The 16,743-nt window shown below is 67.5% G+C and carries 12 protein-coding genes; 6 read left to right on the top strand and 6 right to left on the bottom strand.

The genetic code is table 11. From position 1 onward, the window contains the following. Positions 1-2 precede the first annotated feature (2 nt). Positions 3-749, top strand: a complete 747-nt coding sequence (locus tag IMX13_RS17025; protein ID WP_193396792.1) for a basic secretory protein-like protein — start codon at positions 3-5, stop codon at positions 747-749. A 96-nt stretch (positions 750-845) separates the two neighbouring features. Here IMX13_RS17025 and IMX13_RS17020 read toward each other — a convergent pair whose 3' ends face one another. Both IMX13_RS17020 and IMX13_RS17015 read right to left on the bottom strand, forming a co-directional pair. Next, the gene (locus IMX13_RS17020; RefSeq protein WP_065175119.1) at positions 846-3,137 is read right to left on the bottom strand and encodes an NADP-dependent malic enzyme; all 2,292 of its coding nucleotides are present in this window, start codon (positions 3,135-3,137) and stop codon (positions 846-848) included. A gap of 230 nt (positions 3,138-3,367) precedes the next feature. Beyond that, entirely contained in the window at positions 3,368-4,711 is a 1,344-nt protein-coding gene (locus IMX13_RS17015) for a dicarboxylate/amino acid:cation symporter (RefSeq protein WP_053517411.1), read from the bottom strand. Between the two features lie 332 nt (positions 4,712-5,043). Between IMX13_RS17015 and IMX13_RS17010 the strand changes: the two genes are divergently transcribed. Next, entirely contained in the window at positions 5,044-6,213 is a 1,170-nt protein-coding gene (locus IMX13_RS17010) for a porin (RefSeq protein ID WP_053517412.1), read from the top strand. Positions 6,214-6,281: 68 nt separating this feature from the next. Beyond that, positions 6,282-8,927 carry a PAS-domain containing protein gene (locus IMX13_RS17005; RefSeq protein ID WP_193396791.1) on the top strand — a complete coding sequence of 882 codons (2,646 nt, stop codon included), beginning with the start codon at positions 6,282-6,284 and terminating at the stop codon, positions 8,925-8,927. 312 nt (positions 8,928-9,239) lie between these two features. On the opposite strand, the gene IMX13_RS17000 is transcribed toward IMX13_RS17005, so the two are convergent. Genes IMX13_RS17000 through IMX13_RS16985 form a run of 4 tightly spaced genes read right to left on the bottom strand, consistent with a single transcriptional unit; the run spans position 9,240 to position 13,073 of the window. Further along, complete coding sequence (locus tag IMX13_RS17000; RefSeq protein ID WP_053517414.1) at positions 9,240-9,887, bottom strand: response regulator transcription factor; 648 nt, start codon at positions 9,885-9,887, stop codon at positions 9,240-9,242. 60 nt (positions 9,888-9,947) lie between these two features. Further along, the gene (locus IMX13_RS16995) at positions 9,948-11,003 is read right to left on the bottom strand and encodes an ABC transporter substrate-binding protein (RefSeq protein ID WP_193396790.1); all 1,056 of its coding nucleotides are present in this window, start codon (positions 11,001-11,003) and stop codon (positions 9,948-9,950) included. Continuing rightward, positions 11,000-12,391 (bottom strand): sensor histidine kinase, encoded by a 1,392-nt coding sequence (locus tag IMX13_RS16990; protein ID WP_065181726.1) that lies wholly within the window; start codon positions 12,389-12,391, stop codon positions 11,000-11,002. Before IMX13_RS16990 ends, IMX13_RS16995 begins: the two co-directional genes overlap by 4 nt. Next, complete coding sequence (locus IMX13_RS16985; protein WP_053517418.1) at positions 12,384-13,073, bottom strand: response regulator transcription factor; 690 nt, start codon at positions 13,071-13,073, stop codon at positions 12,384-12,386. The genes IMX13_RS16990 and IMX13_RS16985 overlap by 8 nt, the downstream gene beginning before the upstream one ends. A gap of 326 nt (positions 13,074-13,399) precedes the next feature. Between IMX13_RS16985 and IMX13_RS16980 the strand changes: the two genes are divergently transcribed. The 3 genes from IMX13_RS16980 (at position 13,400) to phbB (ending at position 16,707) form a co-directional block, all read left to right on the top strand. Next, on the top strand, positions 13,400-14,539 hold the full coding sequence (locus tag IMX13_RS16980; RefSeq protein ID WP_065175123.1) for a porin: 1,140 nt from the start codon (positions 13,400-13,402) through the stop codon (positions 14,537-14,539). Between the two features lie 73 nt (positions 14,540-14,612). Beyond that, entirely contained in the window at positions 14,613-15,941 is a 1,329-nt protein-coding gene (locus IMX13_RS16975; protein ID WP_053517450.1) for a CitMHS family transporter, read from the top strand. 25 nt (positions 15,942-15,966) lie between these two features. Beyond that, on the top strand, positions 15,967-16,707 hold the full coding sequence (gene phbB, locus IMX13_RS16970; protein WP_053517420.1) for an acetoacetyl-CoA reductase: 741 nt from the start codon (positions 15,967-15,969) through the stop codon (positions 16,705-16,707). The last annotated feature ends 36 nt before the right edge of the window (positions 16,708-16,743 follow it).

The following is a 16,743-nucleotide window of genomic DNA, read 5'->3' as shown; positions in this document are numbered from 1 at the left end:
CCATGCGCATTCGCCTGCTGCCCCTTGCACTTGCTGCATTCACCCTGCCCGGCATTGCGCTGGCCCAGCCGTCGCAGAGCCGGGCCTTCGATGGCCAGTTCACCCGCGAAGGCATCACGTTGCACTACCAGGATGCGACCGGTGCGCTGGCCGCACCGGCACGCCAGCGCATCGTCGATACGTTCTATTCCGCCTACCTGCGCGAACGGGCGGACTTCCACCCGGCGGCACCGGCCGAGGTGCACATCGTGATCGATCCGGCCTACGACGGCGTCGCCTACGTCGGCGAGAAGGACAAGGCGAGCACCATCACCATCAACCCGGGCTGGCTGGTGAAGCACCCCGATGACATCGACCTGGTGACCCACGAGGCGATGCACATCGTGCAGGGCTACCCGAGCTACGGCGACACGCGGGTACCGGGCTGGCTGGTGGAAGGCATCGCCGACTACGCCCGCGACCGCTACGGCACGGACAATGCCGCAGCGGGCTGGGCGCTGCCGGACAAAGTGGGCAAGGGCCAGAGCGTGGAAAGCGGCTACCGGGTAACCGGGGCCTTCCTGAAATGGGCCGAAGCTGGACACCCCGGCCTGGTGCTGGCGCTGGACAAGGCCCTGCGCAACGGCCAGTACACCCTGGCGCTGTGGCGGCAGCACACCGGCAAGGGCCTGCCGGCGCTATGGGCCGAGTACGCCAAGCCGCGTTCGGATGCCCCGCCGCCGGCACCGGCACGAGGCGGCAAGCGCTGAGCGGTTGCGCCGGGCCATGCCCGGCGGAATGCCTGATTTGCCGCGCTGCGCGCTCGCCGGGCATGGCCCGGCGCTACCGATCGCGGTGACGAAGGATTACGCCTTCTTTTCCGCTTCCAGCTGCTTGCGGATCTGCGCATCGACCGCAGCGATGGCGGTCATGTTCAGGATGCGGCGCGAGGTCGCGCTGGTGGTCAGGATGTGCACCGGCTTGTTCACGCCCATCAGGATCGGGCCGATCGCCACGCCATCGGTGAACACACGCACCAGGTTGTAGGCGATGTTGGCCGCTTCCAGGTTGGGCAGCACGAACAGGTTGGCGCGACCCTGCAGGGTGGAACCCGGCAGCAGTTTCTGGCGCAGCGCCTCGTCCCAGGCGGTATCGCCCTGCATCTCGCCGTCCACGTTCAGGCGCGGATTGCGCTTGAGCAGCAGCTCGCGGACCTGGCGCATCTTCAGCGCGTCCTTGGAATCGTGGCTGCCGAAATTGGAGTGCGACAGCAGCGCCACCTTCGGTTCGATGCCGAACAGCTTCATGCGGTACGCGGCCTGCAGGGTCGCCTCGCAGATCTGCTCGGCGCTGGGATCTTCCTGCACGTGCGTGTCGACGAAAAAGAACACGCCCTGCTGGTTGATGACGCCGGTCATCGCCGAGGTCGAGGTGACCTTCGGCTCCAGCGGCAGCACGCTGCGGACATAACCCAGCTTCTTGTGGAAACGGCCGACGATGCCGGTCAGCATTGCATCGGCTTCGCCACGCGCGACCATCACCGCGGCAATCAGGGTCGGCCGCGAACGCATCAGGTTCTTCGCCGCCGCCACGGTGACGCCGCGACGACCGGTCAGCCCGTGGTAGTACTGCCAGTATTCGTTGAAGCGCGGATCGTCATTGATGTTGGTGATCTCGAAGTGCTCGCCGGCCTTCAGGCGCAGGCCCAGGCGCTCGATGCGCGCTTCGATCACGTCCGGCCGGCCGATCAGGATCGGATGTGCGAGCCCTTCATCGACCACGTTCTGCACCGCCTGCAGCACCACTTCCTCTTCGCCTTCGGCGTAGACCACGCGCTGCTTGTCGGTGCGTGCACGGTCGTACACCGGCTTCATCATCAGGCTGGTGCGGTAGACGAACTGCGCCAGCTTGTCACGGTAGGCGCCCATGTCGGCGATCGGCCGGGCGGCCACCCCCGAGTCCATCGCGGCCTGGGCCACGGCAGCGGACAGCTCCACCAGCAGGCGGCGGTCGAACGGGCGCGGGATCAGGTACTCGCGGCCGAAGCTCGGGGTTTCACCGCCGTAGGCCGAGCCCATGTCGGTCGCGGCGCGGCGTGCCAGTGCGGCGATGGCGCGCACGCAGGCGATCTTCATTTCCTCGTTGATCGCGGTGGCGCCCACGTCCAGCGCACCGCGGAACAGGTACGGGAAGCACAGCACGTTGTTGACCTGGTTCGGGTAATCCGAACGGCCGGTGCCGATGATCGCGTCCGGACGCGCCGCACGCGCCACTTCCGGCATGATTTCCGGGGTCGGATTGGCCAGTGCGAAGATCACCGGGTCCGGCGCCATGGTCTTGACCATTTCGGCGGTGAGGATGCCGGGCGCCGACAGGCCCAGGAAGATATCCGCGCCGTCGACGATCTCGGCCAGGGTGCGCTTGTCGGTGTCGCGTGCGTAACGCTGCTTTTCCGGGTCCAGATCGGTACGACCGGTGTGGATCACGCCCTCGCGGTCGAACGCCAGGATGTTCTCCGGCTTCAGGCCCAGCTGCACCAGCATGTTGACGCAGGAAACGCCCGCCGCGCCCATGCCCGTGGTCGCCAGCTTCACCTCCTCGATCTTCTTGCCGGTGATCGCCATGGCGTTCAGCACCGCCGCGCCGACGATGATCGCCGTACCGTGCTGGTCGTCATGGAACACCGGGATCTTCATGCGCTCGCGCAGCTTGCGCTCGACCACGAAGCATTCCGGCGCCTTGATGTCTTCCAGGTTGATGCCGCCGAAGGTCGGCTCCAGCGAGGCGATGATGTCGACCAGCTTGTCCGGATCGGTTTCGTCCACTTCGATGTCGAACACATCGATGCCGGCGAACTTCTGGAACAGCACGCCCTTGCCTTCCATCACCGGCTTGCCGGCCAGTGCGCCGATGTTGCCCAGGCCCAGCACCGCGGTGCCGTTGGAGATCACGGCCACCAGGTTACCGCGGGCGGTCAGCTCGCTGGCCTGCTGCGGGTCGGCCTTGATTGCTTCACAGGCGTACGCCACGCCCGGCGAGTACGCCAGCGACAGGTCGCGCTGGGTCAGCATCGGCTTGGTCGCGGAGACCTTGATCTTGCCCGGCGGGGACATCCGGTGGTAATCGAGGGCGGCCTGTTTGAAATCTTCGTTGGACATCGACGTTGGATACATGAATGGGCAAGAGGGACAGGGGATCATACCCCCGTTGGGGCGCCCGGACCTGTCGCTATCCTGTCGCAGGCATGCTGCGACCGCACAATTCCCTGGCGTATGCGACAACCTGGAGCCACCAGCTTCGGCGCTGCCCATGACAGCCATGGGACGCCTTGAAACGCCGCGGGGCCGCACCACTCACGTGACCGGCCCCGCGGTACCACACACCTGGATCAGCCCTTGGCGGGCAGTGCCTCCGGCACGGCATCGACCGGCGGCGGCAGTTCGCTTTCGCGACCATCCAGCGCCAGCTTCAGGCGGTCACGGTCCAGTGCGCCTTCCCAGCGCGAGACCACCACCGTGGCCACGGCATTGCCGATGAAGTTGGTCAGCGAGCGGCATTCGCTCATGAAGCGGTCCACGCCGAGGATCAGCGCCATGCCGGCCACGGGCACTTCCGGCACCACGGCCAGGGTGGCCGCCAGGGTGATGAAGCCGGCACCGGTGACGCCGGCCGCGCCCTTGGAGCTGAGCATGGCGACCAGCAGCAGCGCGATCTGGTGGCCCAGGGTCAGTTCGGTGTTGGTGGCCTGGGCGATGAACAGCGCCGCCAGGGTCATGTAGATGTTGGTGCCGTCCAGGTTGAACGAGTAGCCGGTGGGAACCACCAGGCCCACCACCGACTTGCTGCAGCCGGCGCGCTCCATCTTCTCCATCAGCGACGGCAGCGCCGACTCGGACGAAGAGGTACCCAGCACCAGCAGCAGTTCGGCCTTCAGGTAGCGGGCCAGCTTGAACACCGAGAACCCGCACAGGCGGCAGACCACGCCCAGGATCACCGCCACGAACAGGAAGGCGGTGATGTAGAACGAGCCGACCAGCCAGGCCAGGTTGATCAACGACCCCACGCCGTACTTGCCGATGGTGAAGGCGATCGCGCCGAAGGCGCCGATCGGAGCAGCCTTCATCAGCATGTGCACCAGTTTGAACACCGGGGCCACCAGCGCTTCGAGGAAGTTCTGGATCGGCTTGCCCTTCTCGCCGACCGACGCCAGCGCGATGCCGAACAGCACGGCCACGAACAGCACCTGCAGGATGTTGCCGTCCACGAAGGCGCTGATCAGCGTCTTCGGGATGACATCCATCAGGAAGCCGACCAGGGTCAGGTCATGCGACTTCTCGACGTAGCTGTGCACCGCGGTCTGGTCCAGCTCGGCCGGGTTGATGTTCATGCCCGCGCCAGGCTGCACCACGTGGGCCACGATCATGCCCACGACCAGCGCCAGCGTGGAGAAGAACAGGAAGTAGGCCATGGCCTTGGCGAACACGCGGCCGACCGTGCGCAGATGGGTCATGCCGGCAATGCCGGTGACGATGGTCAGGAAGATCACCGGCGCGATGATCATCTTCACCAGGTTGATGAAGGCATCGCCGAGCGGCTTCATCTTCTCGCCGATCAGGGGTTCGTAGTGGCCGAGGATGGCGCCCAGGACGATCGCCACGATCACCTGGAAGTACAGCTGGCGGTAGATCGGCAACGGCTTTGCAGGCGCCGGGGCAGCGGTCGGGATGTGCATGGCGGACTCCGGGGAAGGGCGTTTTCAGGCACGTACGGCCCCGGAACTGCATGGGAGCCGATACCGTGGAAGCTGGTCACCGCCCCCCTCGCTCCACGCGCAGGGTGGCGACCAATGGACGCCTTTGTACGCGCCGGGCACGCCAACGCAGATAACCTATTGGTACTAGCCCCCCGGTTCAGGTGGCCGGGATGCCTACACTGGCCCGGCATCGCACCGCGCCGGGAGGCCGGTGGCGCGGGCTGAACGGCCCGCGGCGTCCCTGCCCAAGTTCCGGCCCCGGCGGCCGTTGTTGTCCTGACCCTACGCAATCCGAGAGAGCCGCACCCAACATGCGCCCCATTCCCACCCTGCTGGCCCTGTCGCTGGCCGCCCTGCCCGCCTTCGCGTCCGCTGCCGATTTCGACAACTGGCCGACCAAGTACGCGTTCGGCGACGGCACCGAGCTGGCGGCCACCGCCAACATCGCCTACGACTACAACGATTTCTCCTCCGGCAGTGGCCTGGACGATGACGACGCCGTGCGCCGCAAGGAATTCGGCGCCACGCTGAAGAAGAAGGGCGTGTACGACGCGATGGTGTACTACGACTTCCAGGCCGACACCTGGCTGGACGTGTTCCTGCGCCTGGAGAGCAAGGCCTTCGTGGGCCGCGACATCGGCCGCTTCCGCTTCGGCTACATGAAGACGCCGGTCGGCCTGGATGCCAACACCTCCTCGCGCGCCGGTAGCTTCCTGGAGACCGCGCTGCCGGTGCAGGCGTTCTACGCCGGCCGCCGCACCGGTGTGGAATGGGTGCTGGAGCGCCCGCAGTACCTGCTGCAGGCCGGTGCCTACGGCGGCAAGGACCTGCAGGGCGACAACCCCGGCACCACGCAGGCGGTTCGTGCGGTGTGGACGCCGGTGAAGGCGCCTGGCGATGTGATCCACCTGGGCCTGGCCTACTCGCAGGAAAACCCGCGCGGCTACCGCGATGGCCGTGACGTCCATCACGAGGCCAGCGCACGGTTGCGCGCGCGCCCGGAAGCCGGCCTGACCGACATCCGCTACGTGGATTCCGGCGCGCTGGTGACCGCCGACCAGATCCGCCGCACCGGCCTGGAAGGCATCTGGATCCGTGGCCCCTTCTCGCTGCAGGCCGAAGCGCTGCAGGCCACTGTCACCCGCAACGACGGCAAGCCCGACTACACCGGCCACGGCCAGTACGCGATGGCCAGCTGGGTGCTGACCGGCGAGTCCCGTCCGTACAACGCCGGCGCCGTGGCCAACATCAAGCCCGCCCACGACTACGGCGCGGTCGAGCTGGTGGCACGCTACAGCCGCCTGGATCTGGACGACGGCAGCATCCTGGGGGGCCGTCAGCACGACCTGACCCTGGGCGCCAACTGGTACCTGACCAGCCATTTCAAGTTCCAGGCCAACTACGTCAAGGTCGATGCCAGCCGCCGCGGTGTGCACAGCACCCCGGAGATCTTCGAACTGCGCGCACAGATGCACTTCTGATCCGCACCACGGTACGGAATCCGGCGGGCATGTACGTCATGCCCGCCCTCACTGCGTAGACTGCCGCCATGTACTGGCTCGGCCGCCACCGGATGCTGCTGCTGACCCTCCTCGCGATGGCCGGAGGCACCGTGCTGTGCGCGATCGCGGCGGGCCACTACGCGTGGCGCAGCGCCCTGGCGGCCGAGAGCACGCAGGTCCAGCGCCAGCTGCAGCTGTACGGCCAGGGCCTGCAGCAGCGTATCGACCGCTTCGGCACCCTGCCGCAGGTGATGGCACTGGACCCGGACCTGCTGCGCGTACTGCGCACGCCGCCCTCGCCCGCCGAGCGCCAGCAGCTGAACCTGAAACTGCAGCGCGCCAACCAGGTCACCCGAACCTCCACCCTGACCCTGGTCGGCCGCGATGGCGTCGCGGTCGCGGCCAGCAACTGGGACCAGCCGACCACCAACGTCGGCGAGGACTACAGCTACCGGCCCTACTACCAGCAGGCCCTGGCCCACGGCCGCGGCCGCTTCTACGGTATCGGCATGACCACCGGCGTGCCCGGCTATTTCATGTCCGAGGCGATCGTCGACGACCGCGGCCAGCGCATCGGCGTGATCGTGATCAAGATCGAGCTGTCGGCGCTGGAACAGGAGTGGCTGAACAGCCCCGACGTGGTGCTGGCCAGCGACAACCATGACGTAGTGTTCCTGTCCAACCGCGATGCCTGGCGCTACCGCCTGCTGCGGCCGCTGGGCGCGGACGAGCGCCGCGAGATGCTTGATGCCCGCCAGTATGCCGACCGCTCGTTGCAGCCCCTGCGGGTGCGTACCGAGGATGTGCTGGCCGATGGTGGCCGCATGGTGCGCCTGCTCGACCCGGTGCTGCCGCAGGCGATGCTGTGGCAGAGCCTGGCGCTGCCCGACGAACACTGGAACCTGCATCTGCTGCACGATGCCAGTGCCGCCACCAGCGCCGGACGCGGTGCCGCCCTGGCCGGCGCCGCTGCGTGGCTGGCGCTGGGGTTCCTGCTGCTGTTCGTGCAGCAGCGCCGGCGCCTGGCCCGGCACCGCCAGCGCAGCCGCAGCGAACTGGAAACCCTGCTCAAGCAGCATGCACAGGAACTGCGCACCGCCCAGGACGGATTGCTGCAGGCTGCCACCGATGCCGACAGCGGCCTGAGCCGCAGCCTGGAGCACCTGCCGCAGGGCGTGGTGATCATTGATCGCGAACAGCGCCTGGTCGCCTGGAATTCGCGCTATCTGGAACTGTTCCGCTTCCCGCCGGGGCTGGTCCGTGTCGGCCGGCCCATCGAAGAGCTGTTCCGCTACAACGCACGCCGCGGCCTGCTCGGGCCGGGGCCGATCGACGAGGCCATCGAGCGTCGTCTGAACCACCTGCGCAGTGGCCGCCCGCACATGCGCGAGAGCGAAAAGGACGATGGCACCGTTCTGGAGATCCGTGGCAATCCGCTGCCTGATGGCGGCTTCGTCACCAGCTACGCCGACATCACCAGCTACAAGAACGCTGCACGCGAACTGCGGTCACTGGCCGATGCGCTGGAACACCGCGTGGCCGAGCGCACCCATGACCTCGACGAGGCCCGCCGCGAAGCCGAACAGGCCAACCGCTACAAGACCCGTTTCGTCGCATCAGCGGTGCACGACCTGCTGCAACCGTTGAACGCCGCGCGCATGTTCGTCTCCGTGCTGCGCGGCAAGCTGACCGACCCGGCGCAGCAGCAGACCACCGACCACATCGATGCCGCACTGGCCGCGCAGGATGCCATCCTCAACAGCCTGCTCGACATCGCGCGACTGGAGTCAGGCAGCCTGCCCACGCGCGTGCATGCGTTCCGGCTGGGCCCGCTGCTGCAGACGCTGGCACGCGAGTTCGGCATCGCCGCGCAGACACGCGGGCTGGTCGTGGACTGGGTGGATACCCGCGCGGTGGTGGTCAGCGACGAAGCACTGCTGCGCCGCATCCTGCAGAATTTCCTGTCCAACGCACTGCGCTACAGCGAGCGTGGCCGGGTGCTGCTCGGCTGCCGCCGGCGCGGAGACCAGTTGTGGATTGAAGTGCATGACCAGGGCCCCGGCATTCCTGATGCGCTGCAGGGTGAAATCTTCGAGGAATTCCGCCGCCTGCACGATGGTCACCAGCGCGGCGCCGGCCTGGGCCTGGCGATCGTCGACCGTATCGGCCGCCTGCTCGGCCATCCGATCCGCCTGCGCTCGCAGCTGGGGCGAGGCAGCGTGTTCGCAGTGGGCGTACCTCTTGGCGATGCCAGCGCGATTCCCGCTGTTGCGCAGGCACCGGCGCTGGCACAGGAACCGGCGGCGGACAATCCGCTGCGCGGCCGCCGCGTGTGGGTGATCGATGATGATCCGCATGTCTGCGCAGCCAGCCGTGCCCTGCTGGAGCGCTGGGGATGCGAGGTGGTCCTGGCCGATGGCCCCCAGGCCGCGCTGCAGCTGGCCGGCGTGGAATCCGTGCCGGAACTGGTGCTGCTGGACGTTCGCATGGGCGACCATCACGGGCCGGTGCTGTACGAAGTGCTGGCCGAGCACTGGCAAGCACGGCCGCCGGTGGTGCTGGTGACCGCCGAGCGCGACGCAGGACTGCGCGAAATGGCGGCCGAACGAGGCTGGGGCATGATGGCCAAGCCGGTGAAGCCGCCGGCGCTGCGGGCGCTGATGAGCCAGTTGCTGATCCGCCATCGCGGGTGATTCCAGCCAACGGCGCAGCCCCTCGCGGGTGACACGTAACGCAGTTCATGGTTGAGGTCGGACACGCTCCTTGTTCGTCCACCCACGGCGAAGAAAAGGAATATCAAAAGCGGGTCGCGACGCCGCGCGTGCTCGTGTAGAGCCGAGCCCATGCTTGGCTCCACAGAAGGCGGCCGGACAGGCTGCTTCTGCTTTTGATCTTTCCCCTTTTCCGTGGGTGGCAGGCCACCGAAATCTGTCAGAGATCGGCCGGGTTGGGTTCGCGGGGGCGTCCGCCGCATGGATGCGGCAGCCAAGCCTCCAGGGACGGATTCACGGCGCTCCCGCATCACCTTCCGGCTCAAGCGCCTTCACCAGCACCGCGGCCTGCGTGCGGCTGTGGCATTCGAGCTTCTTCAGGATCGCGGTGACATGCACCTTCACCGTGTTTTCGGCCAACCCCAGCGTGTAGGCAATCTGCTTGTTGAGCAGGCCATCGGCCAGGCACAGCAGCACCCGGAACTGCTGCGGTGTCAGCTGCGCCAGGCGGCTGGCCAGCAGTGCATCGGCCTCAGAACGCTCGGCCGCCATCGCCGGGAACCACAAGCCACCCTCCAGCACCGCCGTCACCGCCTCGCCAATGGTCTCGGCGGGCGCCGACTTCGGGATGAAACCAGCTGCGCCGAACTGCTGCGCGCGCCGGATCACCCGTGGATGATCGTTGGACGACAGGATCACCACCGGAATGTCCGGATGCGAGCCACGCACGTGCAGCAGCGCGGAGAAACCGTGGGCACCGGGCATGGTCAGGTCGAGCAGCACCAGGTCCACGTCAGGATGCGCATCCAGCGCCTCGGCGAGCGCTTCGGCACTGGCCACCTCGCGCACCTGGGCAAGCGGCAGGCTCTGCCGCAATGACTGCACCACCGCCGAACGCAGCAACGGGTGGTCATCGGCGATCAGGATGGTGTATTCGCTCATGCGGCCATTGTACGGGCAGCGCACTGCATCCGCCCGGCATGGCCCGGCGCTACCAGGGCATCAGCGCCCCGCCGGCTCCACGCTGCTGCGCCAGGCATCGAGGAACTGGCGCCGCTTGAGCGCGTCCAGGTAGACCAGCAGTCCCGGCCCGAGCTGGATCGGGCGCCGGCTGCGACCGGGCGCATCATCGCGCCGGGCATCGCTGCGCACGATCGGCATCAGCCGCGCCTCGCGCGACAGCACCTGCTGGCCACGCGGCGACAGCAGGTAATCGAGGAAACGCCGCGCCTCCTCCGGATGCGGACCGGTGCGCGGGATCACGGCCGTGCGCAGCACCACCAGCGTGTAGTCCTCCGGCTCAATGATGGCCAGTGGCGCGCCGGCATCGATGCGCGCCTGCGCGTACGAGCCGAGCACGTTGTAGACCAGCGACAGCTGGCCGCTGGCGACCTTGTCCAGCAGTACCCCGGTGCGCTCCTCGCGAACCACCTCGTTGTCGCCGAGCGCCCCGAGCAGCGCACCGGCAATGCTGCCACGCTGCGCATCCTGCGTGGCCAGCAGGTAACCCACGCTGCTGCGTTCGATGTCGTAGGTGCCCACCCGTCCGCGCAGGGGCGCGCCTTCCGCACGCAGCAGGTCCAGCAGCTGCCGGCGTGTATGCGGCACCTTGGCAGCAGGCAATGTGCGCGTGTTGTGGACCATCACCACCGGCTCGTAGCTGATCCCGAATGCCTCGCCCCGCCACTGTGCCCAGGCCGGCAGCGCCGCGGTCTGCGCCGAGCGGTGTGGCAGGGCATGACCGTCATTGACCAGCTTGGTCTGCAGGTCCATGCCGCTGGAGATCAGCAGATCCGGCGACGCCGGGCTGGCGCGGTCCTGCAGGTAACGCGCGTACAGATCCTGGGTGATGATGTCCTCGTACACCACTTCGGTGCCGGGATGCAGCCGCTGGTAGTCGGCGATCACCACCGCGAACACCTCGATGTCGGTGGTGCCGTGGATGCGCAGCTGGGCAGTGGCGGTCTCACGTGCGGGGAAACGGCGCACATCGCCGGGTGCAGCCTGCGCAGGCAGAGCCAGCAGCAGCGCGATGACGGCGGCAAACAGGCGGATCATGGGTTGCTCCGGGGCAGGCGGATGGTGGCGATCAGCCCCCCCTGCGGGCGGTTGCTGAGGTCGATATGGCCTGCATGGCTGTCGATCACGCGTTTGACGATGGCCAGCCCCAGGCCGGCGCCACCGGATGGCACGCCTTCGCCACGGGCGAATCGCTCGAACACCCGTTCGGCGTCGGCCGCGGCGATGCCCGGGCCGTGGTCGGCAATGGTCAGCACCGCCTGGCCGCCCTCGACCGTCAGTGCGATCTGCAGCGGACCATCGCCGCCATACTTCAACGCATTGTCGACCAGGTTCTTGATCGCCTCGCGCAGCAGCAGCGCATCGCCGTGCACATGCACCTGCTCGGAAGTGACGGCCAGCTGCACGCGCGGCGCGGGACCGGCCTGCGGCAACGCATCGTGCAATGCCTGGTGCACGGTTTCTGCCAGATCCACCGGCGCGAACCGCTGCAGATGCGAACGGTGGATCACGCTGGCATCGCTGAGCAGCTGGTTGAGCAGCCGGCTCATGTGCGTGGCATTGCGCTCAATGGCCTGCAGGCTGCGCCGCATGTCCTGCGGGTCGTCATCATCCAGCGCCAGCTGCGCCTGCGCGCGCAGGGCGGCCAGCGGGGTACGCATCTGGTGCGCGGCTTCGGCCATGAACGCGCGCAGGGTCTCGTTGCTGCTCGACAGCCGCTCCATGAAGCGGTTCAGCGCCGCCACCATCTGGTCCATCTCACGGGGCACACGTGCATCCAGCGGCTTCAGGTCCGACGGTTCACGGCGCGAGAGTTCGCGTTCCACCCTCACCAGTGGCCGGAATGCACGGTGTACACCGAAGGCGACCAGCGCCAGCAGCAGACCGGACAGCACACCGATCGCCAGCAGCGACCGGTTGACCATGTCCTGCGCCACCGCCTCGCGCGCGCGCCGGGTCTGGCCGACCTGCACCAGCACCTCGCCCTGCGCGGACGCAGCAGCGAAGCTGCGGCCCACCACCACGAAGCGCACGGTCTCACCGCTGTAGCGCGCATCGAAGAACTGCGGTTGGCTTCCCGGGCGCCGGGGTGGCACCGGCAGGTCGCCGTAGCCAGTGATCAGCGTGCCGCGACTGTCCGCGACGCGGTAGAACACCCGGTCCTCCGGCGCCATCGCCAGCAGGTCGAGCGCCGCGTACGGCAGGTCGACCTGCCATTGGCCATCGGCCAGCGCCACCGAATCGGCGATGGACAGTGCAGAGGACGCCAGCAGGTGATCGTAGGAGCGGTTGGCCGCACGCTGGCCGTAGTCGCGTGCGGCAAACAGCAGGGCGACTGCGAACACCGCCAGCAGCGCACCCAGATACAGCAGCAGGGTCCGCCGCAGCGAACCCGGCGCGGCCGCTGCCGGGCGCGCGTCAGCCATCGCTGTCCACGCCTTCGTCGCGGGCCTCGAGCAGGTAACCGACGCCGCGCACGGTCGTGATGCGCAGCGGCGCGTCGGCGAGCTTCCTGCGCAGGCGGCCGACATAGAGCTCGATCGCGTTCGGCCCAGCCTCGTCATCGAAGCCGAACAGGCCGTTGCCGATCTCATCCTTGCCGACCACGTGGCCCAACCGGCCGACCAGGATTTCCAGCAGACGGTACTCGCGGTTGGGCAGCTCGATGGGCTCGCCATCCAGGGTGACCCGATGCGCAGCATTGTCGAACTGGAAGCCGCCCACCTGCACCACCTCACTGGCCTGACCGCGGGCCCGCCGCAGCAGCACGCGGCAACGCGCCTCGAACTCGCGGAAGTCGAAGGGCTTGCCGAGATAATCATCGGCACCCACGTCCAGCGCCTGCACGCGGTCCTCGATGCCGTCGCGCGCGGTCAGCATCAGCACCGGCGTGCTGTCGCCGCGCTCGCGCATGCCGGCCAGCACGCGTAGCCCATCAAGCTTGGGCAGGCCGATATCCAGCACCACCAGATCAAAACTCTGGTAGCGCAGCACGCTTGCGGCGGCCAGGCCATCGGCCTGCCAATCCACCGCGTGCCCACTGCGGCGCATGCGACGGATGATCGCATCGGCCAGATCCGGGTTGTCTTCAACCAGCAGCAGGCGCATGGGGACAAGCGTGGGAGGGGAAGCGAATGCTACCGCATGCCGCCCGGCCTGCCCGCCGGGCATGGCCTGGCGCTACCCGGGCGTCGCGGGGGGGGATGGATGGACCGGCGCGATCGGGGAGCCTGCACGGGGGTAGCGCCGGGCCATGCCCGGCGAGCGCAGCGGCCGCTTTTACGCTGCAACGCACAAACCGCTGACAGGCGGATGACAGCTTGCGCGACCCAGACTGCGGCCGCGCACCATCCGGTGCCCACGATTGCCGCGCGCCTGGCGCGCACCTGGGAGGGTTTGTGGAATTCACGTTTGCCTGGCCGCGTTCCGCCGCCATGATGGCCCTGGCTGCGTTGGCCGCGCCGGCCTTTGCCGCTGATGACGAGCGGCCGGTCACCGCCACGCTGGGCGGTCGCCTGCATCTGGACTTCGCCACGTTCGACAATGACAACCGCGGTACGCCGAACAAGGATGACACCGAGATCCGCCGCGCCTGGCTGGATGTCTCCGGCAGGTTCTTCGTGGTTGACTACAAGATGGAAGCCGACTTCTCCGGCGACCGTGTGGAAGCCAAGGACGTCTACCTGGCACGCAGCTTCGGCAAGGCCGGCAAGCTGACGGTCGGCCAGTTCAAGCAGTACTTCTCGCTGGATGACCGCACCAGCTCCAACTACGGCAGCTTCCTGGAGCGCGGCAATGCCGGTACCACGCTGGCGCCGCTGTACCGGCTGGGTGCCTCGTGGCAGGCCAATCCGGGTGACTTCACCTGGGCCGCCAGCGTCTACAGCCTGGAGAGCATCGATGCCTGGCAGGTGAAGGGGCGCGCCGCCGGTGGCCGCGTGACCTGGGCGCCCTCGCCCAGCGACGGCGATGTACTGCACCTGGGCCTGTCGCTGGCCCGTGAGGCATACGACAACCCTGGCGCCAACGGTGTGCCGGCACTGCGCATCCGCCCGCGCCCCGCCGGCCATCTGTCCGATGAGAGCCGCCTGACCCTGGTCGACTTCTCCGCAGGCCGCGATACCGACGTCAACAAGTGGTCGCTGGAGTACGCCCAGGTCCGTGGACCGTTGTCATGGCAGGGCGAGTTCAGCGGTGCGACCTTCGATGACGGCGCCCAGCGCGGCGACGTCATGGCCGGCTACGGCATGCTCAGCTGGTTCGTTACCGGCGAGAGCCGCGCCTACGACCGCAAGACCGGCCGCTTCGCCAGGGTGAAGGACATCCGCCACAAGGCCGGTGCCTTTGAAGTGGCGCTGCGCTACGACCGGATGTGGGGCGCGCAGCACCTCGACGGCGCTCCCGACCTGCGCCGCGGCAGTACCGAAGCCTGGACGCTCGGCGGCAACTGGTACCTGCGCGACAACCTGCGATTCATGCTCAACGTCATCGAAAGCCGCAACCGTGACCGCCTGGCCGGGATCACGGTGGACCGCACGCGCGCCGTGACCGGCCGCCTGCAGTACGACTTCTGAGCCTCTTCCGCGCCCCCCTCCGCACCCGCCCCTCCCTTTCCCACGTCCTGTTTTCTCAAGGAGTCCGCAGATGATGCTGAGCATCCTCGGCTTTGGCATGGTCATTACATTCATGTACTTGATCATGAGCAAGCGGCTGTCACCGCTGGTGGCCCTGATCACCATCCCGATCCTGTTCGCGCTGATCGGTGGCTTTGGCGCCGGCATCGACGAAATGATGCTGGAAGGCATCAAGAAGATCGCGCCGACCGGCGTGATGCTGATGTTCGCCATCCTCTACTTCGGCGTGATGATCGACGCGGGACTGTTCGATCCGCTGGTGCGGGTGATCCTGCGCTTCGTCAAGGGCGATCCGATGAAGATCGTGCTCGGCACCGCCGTGCTGGCGATGCTGATCTCGCTCGATGGCGATGGCTCGACCACGTACATGATCACGGTCTCGGCAATGCTGCCGCTGTATCAGCGGCTGGGCATGAACGCGCTGAACATGACCTGCGTGACCATCCTCGCCGGTGGCGTGATGAACCTGACTCCGTGGGGCGGCCCGACCGCACGCGCCGCCACCGCACTGCACGTTGATCCTGCTGATGTGTTCGTGCCGCTGATCCCGTCGATGGTGATCGCCTGCGCGGGCGTGCTGCTGCTGGCGTGGTACCTGGGCCTGAAGGAACGCCGCCGGCTGGGCGTGGTGACGCTGCCCAAGGGCGGCAGCTGGATGGACAGCAGCGTGTCCGACGACAGCAATGCGCTGCCGACGGTTGAGGATGCCGAGGACATCAAGCGGCCCAAGCTGCTGTGGGTGAACCTGGTGCTGACCCTGGTCCTGATGACCGCGCTGATCGTCGGCGTGCTGCCGATGCCGGTGCTGTTCATGGTCGGCTTCGCCATTGCCCTGGTGATCAACTACCCGAACCTGGCCGAGCAGCGCCGTCGCGTGGTCAACCACGCCGGCAACGTGCTGTCGGTGGTGTCGCTGATCTTCGCGGCGGGCATCTTCACCGGCATCCTCAACAACACCGGCATGGTCGAGGCGATGTCGCACAGCTTCCTGGCGGTGATTCCGGATTCGTGGGGCCCCTATCTGGCGGTGATCACTGCCGTGGCCTCGATGCCGTTCACCTTCTTCATGTCCAACGACGCGTTCTACTTCGGCGTGTTGCCGATCCTGTCCGAAGCCGCTGGCAACTACGGCATCACGCCGGTGGAAATGGCCCGCGCCTCGCTGGCCGGCCAGCCGGTGCATCTGCTCAGCCCACTGGTGCCCTCCACCTACCTGCTGGTGGGCCTGGCCAAGGTCGAGTTCGCCGACCACCAGAAATTCACCCTGAAGTGGGCCATCGCCATCTCGCTGCTGTTGATGGTCGGCAGCCTGCTGTTCGGCCTGTATCCCCTCGCCGCCTGATCCCGTTACCAAGGAGCGTTCCGCAATGACTCTTCGCATCGCTTACGTCACCAGCGGCATGGGCAGTGTCGGCACTGCCATCTGCCAGAGCCTGGCCCGCGCCGGCCATACGGTTGTTGCCGGCTGTGCGCCGAACTCGCCGCGCAAGGCCAACTGGCTGCGCGAGCAGCGCGAGCAGGGCTTTGACTTCATCGCCTCCGAGGGCAATGCCACCGACTGGGCCTCGACCAGCGCCGCCTTCGCCAAAGTGCGCGCGGAAGTGGGAGAAGTGGACGTGCTGGTCAACAACTCCGGCGGCAGCCGCGACCTGCTGTTCCGGCAGATGACGGTAGAGGACTGGAATGCGGTGATCGCCTCCAACCTCAACGCGCTCTTCAACCTGACCAAGCAGGTGGTCGATGGCATGGCCACGCGGGGCTGGGGACGCATCATCAACATCGGTTCGGTCAGCGCCCACAAGGGGCAGATCGGCCAGGTGAACTACGCCACCGCCAAGGCCGCCATGCATGGCTTCAGCCGGGCACTTGCGGCCGAAGTAGCGTCACGCGGAGTGACGGTCAACACGCTCTCGCCGGGCTACATCGCCAGCCAGGCCATCAGCAGTTTTCCTCCGGATGTCCTGGACCGCCTGGCCGCATCGGTGCCGGTGCGACGCCTGGGCCGTCCGGAGGAAGTCGCCGGCCTGTGCGCGTGGCTGGCCTCGGACGAGGCCTCGTATGTGACCGGCGCCGATTATCCGGTCAATGGTGGGCTGTACATGGGCTAATGAGCCGCCCTGGGTGCGCCGCCAACGTGGCGGCGC

The organism is Stenotrophomonas sp. B2 (assembly GCF_014947095.1).
GTDB classification, from domain to species: domain Bacteria; phylum Pseudomonadota; class Gammaproteobacteria; order Xanthomonadales; family Xanthomonadaceae; genus Stenotrophomonas; species Stenotrophomonas maltophilia_P.
Note: the sequence above shows the minus strand (reverse complement) of the source record. Positions and strands in the feature narration are given on the sequence as shown.